Below are 6,820 nucleotides of genomic sequence, written 5' to 3'. Positions count from 1 at the left end.
CGCAAAGTTGCCCGACTTTGAAACATGGCTAAAGCCATCTTTCAAAGCATCGAGCGATAGTCATCCAAAAATTTCGGAATGGCTATCCAACTGATGCAGTTCTAAAATATCGTCACCAACAAGCCTATAGATCAAGACTAAATCAGGCTTCACATGACAATCACGACAATTTTTAAACTCTGCACCACCTTTCAAGGGATGATCTAAATACTTTTCAGGCAAAGGATTATTTGCGACTAAACAATCTAATACTTCTGCCCATTCAGCCGTAACCAGTTCTAAATAACGTCTTTTAATATCACGTTTAAAAGAACTGGTTACGATAATCTTACGTTTAGCCATGTGCTTCTTCCGACATAGCTTTAATCGCTTCTTCTACCGTTTCGTACTCGGTGTACTCGCCATTTTCAATCTCTTTTAAAGATTGAAGTAACTTGGCTGCTGCTTTAGGAGTTAAAGCAGGTTCTCGTGCATAGTCAAAAGACAAAGGAATCGCTTTAGTTTTAACGATTTGATTCAAGAACAGTTTGAATGCTTGAGGCATAGTCAAACCATAGTCTTCCAAAATTGGGGTGACTTGTTCTTTTAACTCTGCTTCTAAGCGCATATTGAAATTGACTGCGGACATGATTCCCTCACTCAAAAACCATTAAAGTAAAGATAATATAAGTCATATTCTTTACTTTTTCATTACTTTTGATGTAATAAATGGTTTCTGACAACTGAATTTCGTATAACAGCCATTATGTTAAATAACTTTTAGAAGCTTTAGTACAAGCTTGACAGATTGTCTTATCATTATAAAATAACCTTATTCAAATCATCCTCCCAAGAGTAACGCCAATGAAGTAAGTCATTTTCTCATCATTATTTTTAAACTTTTGATGTGCAAAATAGATTCTACTTGTGGCTATATATTCTTGGTCTCTACTTTATATCCTAAATAATATATTGTTTTTTATAAGTTAATCTTCACTATTTTGCATATCCTCTACATGAGGAATTTTTTATGCAACATGCATGTATTGCTTCAAACTTAAATTTAGAATTTTCTACACAGAAAATGTTTGATCAGCTAAACATTACGCTTTTATCAGGACAGGTTTCTGCATTAATTGGACGTAATGGTTTAGGTAAATCCCTATTGTTCAGAATATTAGATCAAAGCCAAGCTTTAGATATTCATTATAGTGGTCAAGTTTCATGGAATATCCAACATGATTATTTGGCACAATTAGAACGCCTTAATGCTGAAAATATTGCACAAGCATTAGAGGTAGATCATTTACATCATGCTTTTCGGCGTATAGAGAACAATACAGCTAGTTTTGATGATTATGAGTTAGTTGAAAATACCTGGGATTTACCACAAAAATGGCAAAATATACTTGAAAATGCTGACTTACCTACGGATTTGAACTTTCCAACAGAAAAACTGAGTGAAGGACAAAAAACAAAGCTGGCTTTATGTCGTTTGTTTTTAAAAAAGGATCACTATCTACTTTTAGATGAACCAAGCAACCATTTAGACTCAACATCTAGACAATGGTTAATTGAGAGTATTTTGGCACACCCTAGTGGTGTATGCCTGATTAGTCATGATCGCCAATTACTCAATCAAGTCCAACATATTTATGCTTTAACTGAATTAGGCTTACAACACTACAAAGGTAATTATGAGCATTACATTCAACAGCATCAGCTACACATGGATGCATTAACTCAGTCTATTAATAATGAGAAAAAAGAATTAAAGCAGTTAAAACAACGGCAACATGATAGCTTAATGAAAGCGAATAAACGTCAATCTAAAGGCAATGAACTTCGTGATTCTAATTCTCAAGCAAAGATTTTTCTAGATTTCAAAAAGGAAAATGCTGGACAAAGCTTAGGTAAGCTACGTGCCCAACAAACTCGACAAACTGATGATTTGAAAAATAGTCTGATTAATAGGCAGACCATTGTAGAAAAAATCAAAGCTCAGAAGTTTGAATTCCACTTACAGAGTACGAAGCAAGGAGAGATTTTAAGAATTCATGATTTAAAGCTACCCCATACAGCAACAAATAAAATTAATTTTGCATTGAAAGCTGGCGAAAAAATCCATCTTAAAGGTGCTAATGGAATTGGTAAATCAACCTTATTGAAATTGATTTCTACCCATCAACGTGATGATATTTTCTTTAGTGGAACATGTTTGTATTTAGATCAAAACTTTAGTTTATTAAATAATGATTTATCCGTAATCGAAAACCTTGCACTTTATAACTCCAATCTTACTGAAGTTGAGTGGAGAAATTTGTTAGGTCAGTTACGTATTCGTCGTGAAAAAGCTTTATTAAAACTATCAGAACTGAGTGGTGGTGAAAAATTGAAAGTCGCATTATTAGCAATGAGTCACTATCCTGATGGTATTGATTTATTATTGCTTGATGAACCAGAAAATCATTTAGATATTGAGTCTAGAGAGCTTCTATCGCAGGCTATTAGCCAATATCAGGGCGCTGTAATTTTAGTTTCACATGATCATTTTTTTGTTGAACAGTGTGAAATATCTGAAGAGTATTTAATTGAGTAAAATGACATTTTCAAATATATAGATTTATTAGTTCTACTAAAATTAACATAATACACCTTATACGAAATGCTTTATAATTATCCTTATAATTCAACGCTGTAGTTTCTAGTTGATAGCCCGAACATCACTGTTCGGGCTTTTTTAATGATTTGTCACGTTCCACGCCTACTATTTAATCAATGTTTCACAACTTTGATTAGCTCAATTAAATAATTAAAACCTAGATAATAAGAACCGAGCGAGTGTCTACGAGCGATTGAGCATCATCAAAATTTCGCCCTCGCCTTTTCTCTGATTACAAGCTCCCTTTCGATTTTAAACGGTAGGTACAGAGCATCCCGAATGGGTGCGAACTTTGGAGCTTTTGCTTTTCAAAAAGTATGAGCGAAGCGAATACATTACCAATATTTTTGCTTTTAGATTTCACAAATAGGATTACCCAAAAACTGCCCCACGAAGCGAGGAACGAGCTTCAATAGAGTACGAGCTTTAGCGAGTACCTAGGGCAGTTTGCACTCCCCTCTCGAAAGGCTTTTAATTATTTTTAAAGCTTTTAAATGCTTTTAGATAAGCTGAAAACATTGATATTAGAGGACTACAGCTTATATAAGCACACAAATTCTCTTGTATAAGCACACAAATTCTCTTGTATAAGCACACAAATTCTCTTGTATAAGCACACAAATTCTCTTGATTTACACACATAAAATATATAGTGTGTAAATACACATTAATAATAACGTGTATTTAATATGAAGAATGGTTTAGTTGTGAAAGATAATGCATTAATAAACGCCAGTTATAATTTAGAACTAACGGAACAGCGTTTAGTCATGCTTGCAATCATTAATGCAAGGGAATTAGGGCGGGGTATTACGGCAGATAGCAAACTAGAAATACATGCTAGTGACTATGCAAAACTATTTAATGTATCACCTGATGCATCCTACAAAGCCCTGAAAGATGCCGTAAATAATCTATTTAACAGGCAGTTTAGCTATACAGCCGAATATAAAAAAACAGGGAAGGTAGGTATCGTTCGCTCTCGCTGGGTAAGCCGTATTTTTTATGTAGATGATTTGGCATTACTAGAAATTACTTTCGCACCTGATGTAGTTCCTTTAATCACTAGATTAGAAGAACACTTTACAAAATATGAAGCCAAACAAGTTGCACACCTAACCAGTAAGTATGCTACTAGACTTTATGAGTTATTAATCGCTTGGCGTGAAGTTGGTAAAACACCTGTTTTTGAACTACAACAATTACGTAAAAATTTAGGTGTTGAAGATGATGAATATCAACGTATGCACCATTTTAAAAGCCGTGTATTAGAAACTGCCATTACTCAAATCAATGAACATACAGACATAAAAGCCACTTATGAGCAACACAAGAAAGGGCGTACAATTACTGGGTTTTCATTCAAGTTTAAGCAGAAACAACAACCGAAAAAATTAGATTCTAAGCGTGACCCAAACACACCTGACTTTTTTATCAAAATGACCGATGCACAACGCCATTTATTTGCAAAAAAAATGTCAGAAATGCCTGAAATGGGGAAATATTCACAAGGTACAGAAAGCTACCAACAATTTGCTATTCGTATCGCTGATATGCTTTTAGAGCCTGAAAAATTCAGAGAGCTTTATCCAATTTTAGAAAAATCAGGATTTCAGCCATGATTAAATTAAATAACCTATCAACCGATCTAAAGCATGTGACCGTTGAATACCTCGACATCGTAAATTATGAAATTGCGAGGGAAAATATATGCGGTTATATCTTCCTATTATCCCGACTATCCAAAGATGCCGAACCCACCGAAAAAATGCAGATGGAAAGCAAAATACAGAACTTAATTTACTATCGGGATAATTTACAAATCGAGGACAAGGACAATATTCAAAAGGTTTTAAATACGCTCATTCCAGAGTATCAAGCCGAACAAAACAACCAAACAGCTAAGAAAAATTAGGCTTCAATATCGGGCAAATCAAAAAGCTGTCGATCTCTATTTTCTGTTAAATATTCGTTGAGTTCAGCGAGTATTTTTTCTTTATTGGCTTCATTTGCCTGCATTTTCTTAATCAAGTAAGAACCGAGCAAAATTTTACGCCTAGTATCATCCTTGCGCTCCTGTTCTTTCTTTTTGGTACGTTCTCTTGCTTCAATAGCCTGTTTCTGTGCTTTTAACTGTTTCAGCTTCTCTAACTGGGCTTCAATTTTCTTTTCGATATTTTCAGCAGATTTAGACATAACGGTTAATTTCGGAATATAGAAAACCACTCAAGCATAAGACCCTATGAATTGAAATTCAAGCGGGTAATATGCTATCGTGTTTTTCATGAAATGCGCACTTACGACTTGAATTTCATTCAAGTCAAAAGATGCGTAAGGGGGACACCCCTTAACCCCAAAAGCAAAAGCAAGAGCGGTAAAGCAAATGAAGAAATACAATATTGATGAACAGCATATTTTTATATGCTCAAACTGTGGGAATGAATTTTTATACAAATTACCTAAAATTCTTATAGAGCAAATGAATGGAGTATCCATTCAAACTATTAGAAAAGAATGCCCGAAATGTAATCAATACGTGGATGCCACAAGGAAAATTTAATGGCGATTTACCACTGTACAACCAAAACCGTTAACCGCAGTTCGGGAAGAACTGCCGTTGCATCTATGGCTTATCGTGCAGGGGAAAAACTCAAAGATGAACGAACAGGACTAACCCACGATTTTACGAGAAAGGATGGTGTCGCCCATAGCGAAATTGTGTCTAACCTTGATATAGAAATAGACCGTAGCGAATTGTGGAACTTGGCGGAACAGTCCGAAAACCGCAAAGATGCTCGAACTGCTAGAGAATGGGTCATTGCCCTACCTGATGAATTAGACGCTGATCAACGTAAGGACTTGGCAAAAGAGTTTGCTCAATCACTTGTTGATCGCTATGGCGTGATCGCAGATTTAGCCATTCACGAACCCAGCAAAGGCGGAAATGATAAAAACCATCACGCCCATATCATGCTGACCACCCGAAAAGCTGAATTAGACCCTGACAATAAACTCACTTTGACGACAAAAACCGATATTGAGTTAAGTAATGCCAAACGCAAAAGCCTAAATATGGGAACAACCCAAGACGACATCAAACAGATTCGGGAAACATGGGCGGACTTAGCCAATCACGCACTGGAGCGAGCAGGCTACCGAGAAAAAATAGACCACCGCAGCTATGCCGATCAGAACAATGGACTACAAGCCACCATTCATGAGGGGACTTCGGTCACTCAACTCCGTAGACAAGGCATAGACACCGAAATCAGCCGTTATAACGACCATGTGAAGCAACACAACGCCCAACACCTCAAACAACAGCAACAGCGCACAGACAGCGTTTTACAGCGTGGTTTAAACCGTGCCGAGCAAGGCTTCGAGCAATGGCAGAAAAACCAAGAAGCTAAACGCCTAGAACAAGAACGCCAAGCCGAAATACAACGACAGCAAAAACTAGAGCAACAGCAAGCCGAGCGAGCCAACCGTAAAGCATCACAAGACTTAGATCAGGGCGGAATGTACCGATGAGCAACCAAAACGACCTAGATGACCAGCTCTATATTTTACTGGCATCTATGAAAGAGTATCGAGAAGCCATAGCAGACGATAACAAGCGATTAGAAGCGTTTTACAAGGAAGTGGCTAGCGGAGTACTCAATAAGACCGAAAAACACCTAAAAAACGCCAATCAGAAGCAAATAGACGCACTCAACAACAGTATTCGGGAATTAAACAATGCAACCAATCAACTTGACTGGCGATTCATGGCAATCTACGCCAGTGCTTTTGTTAGCTTGCTGATCGTTTTCTTTTTAGCATTATTTTTATATGTGCCGAGCATGGACGAAATCAAACAGCGTAGAGCAGACGTTGCATGGCTAGAACAAAAATACAGCCTAGATATTAAAAATTGCAATGGGAAGTCTTGCGTTCGCATCATGAAAAATGACTGTCACGGAGCGAATAAGGATTATTGTGTGATTGACCCAAAATAATGATTAGACAGTACTTTGCTCGGCTCTTGCCATCACCGAATCAATGACAGCAGTCGCAAAGTTGCCCGACTTTGAAACATGGCTAAAGCCATCTTTCAAAGCATCGAGCGATAGTCATCCAAAAATTTCGGAATGGCTATCCAACTGATGCAGTTCTAAAATATCGTCACCAACAAGCCTA

General features: G+C 36.8%; 8 protein-coding genes. 5 read left to right on the top strand and 3 right to left on the bottom strand.

The features are described from left to right. Window positions 1-60: 60 nt before the first annotated feature. Both FTT94_RS15920 and FTT94_RS15915 read right to left on the bottom strand, forming a co-directional pair. Window positions 61-342 (bottom strand): type II toxin-antitoxin system YafQ family toxin, encoded by a 282-nt coding sequence (locus FTT94_RS15920; RefSeq protein WP_001129137.1) that lies wholly within the window; start codon window positions 340-342, stop codon window positions 61-63. Next, window positions 335-628: a type II toxin-antitoxin system RelB/DinJ family antitoxin gene (locus tag FTT94_RS15915; RefSeq protein WP_004870963.1), complete on the bottom strand. Its 294-nt coding sequence runs from the start codon at window positions 626-628 to the stop codon at window positions 335-337. Before FTT94_RS15915 ends, FTT94_RS15920 begins: the two co-directional genes overlap by 8 nt. Before the next feature lie 381 nt (window positions 629-1,009). Here FTT94_RS15915 and FTT94_RS15910 point away from each other — a divergent pair, with 381 nt between their 5' ends. From FTT94_RS15910 to FTT94_RS15900, 3 genes are all read left to right on the top strand, one after another. Continuing rightward, window positions 1,010-2,578, top strand: a complete 1,569-nt coding sequence (locus tag FTT94_RS15910; RefSeq protein ID WP_159124549.1) for an ATP-binding cassette domain-containing protein — start codon at window positions 1,010-1,012, stop codon at window positions 2,576-2,578. Window positions 2,579-3,330: 752 nt separating this feature from the next. Continuing rightward, window positions 3,331-4,263, top strand: a complete 933-nt coding sequence (repM, locus tag FTT94_RS15905; RefSeq protein WP_026438545.1) for a replication initiation protein RepM — start codon at window positions 3,331-3,333, stop codon at window positions 4,261-4,263. Continuing rightward, window positions 4,260-4,556, top strand: a complete 297-nt coding sequence (locus tag FTT94_RS15900; RefSeq protein ID WP_087528905.1) for a hypothetical protein — start codon at window positions 4,260-4,262, stop codon at window positions 4,554-4,556. The genes repM and FTT94_RS15900 overlap by 4 nt, the downstream gene beginning before the upstream one ends. Here the strand turns inward: FTT94_RS15900 and FTT94_RS15895 are convergent. Beyond that, on the bottom strand, window positions 4,553-4,837 hold the full coding sequence (locus tag FTT94_RS15895; protein WP_180171101.1) for a mobilization protein: 285 nt from the start codon (window positions 4,835-4,837) through the stop codon (window positions 4,553-4,555). The two genes, FTT94_RS15900 and FTT94_RS15895, sit on opposite strands and share 4 nt — an antisense overlap. Window positions 4,838-5,200: 363 nt before the next feature. Here FTT94_RS15895 and mobQ point away from each other — a divergent pair, with 363 nt between their 5' ends. Further along, a complete protein-coding gene (gene mobQ / locus FTT94_RS15890) occupies window positions 5,201-6,172 on the top strand; it encodes a MobQ family relaxase (protein WP_087528904.1) in 972 nt (323 codons plus the stop codon). Further along, a complete protein-coding gene (locus tag FTT94_RS15885) occupies window positions 6,169-6,639 on the top strand; it encodes a hypothetical protein (protein ID WP_004870960.1) in 471 nt (156 codons plus the stop codon). Before mobQ ends, FTT94_RS15885 begins: the two co-directional genes overlap by 4 nt. Window positions 6,640-6,820: the final 181 nt, after the last annotated feature.

This window comes from Acinetobacter sp. YH12027 (genome assembly GCF_013420085.1).
Classification (GTDB): Bacteria; Pseudomonadota; Gammaproteobacteria; order Pseudomonadales; family Moraxellaceae; genus Acinetobacter; species Acinetobacter amyesii.
This window is presented reverse-complemented; position numbering and strand designations above follow the sequence as displayed.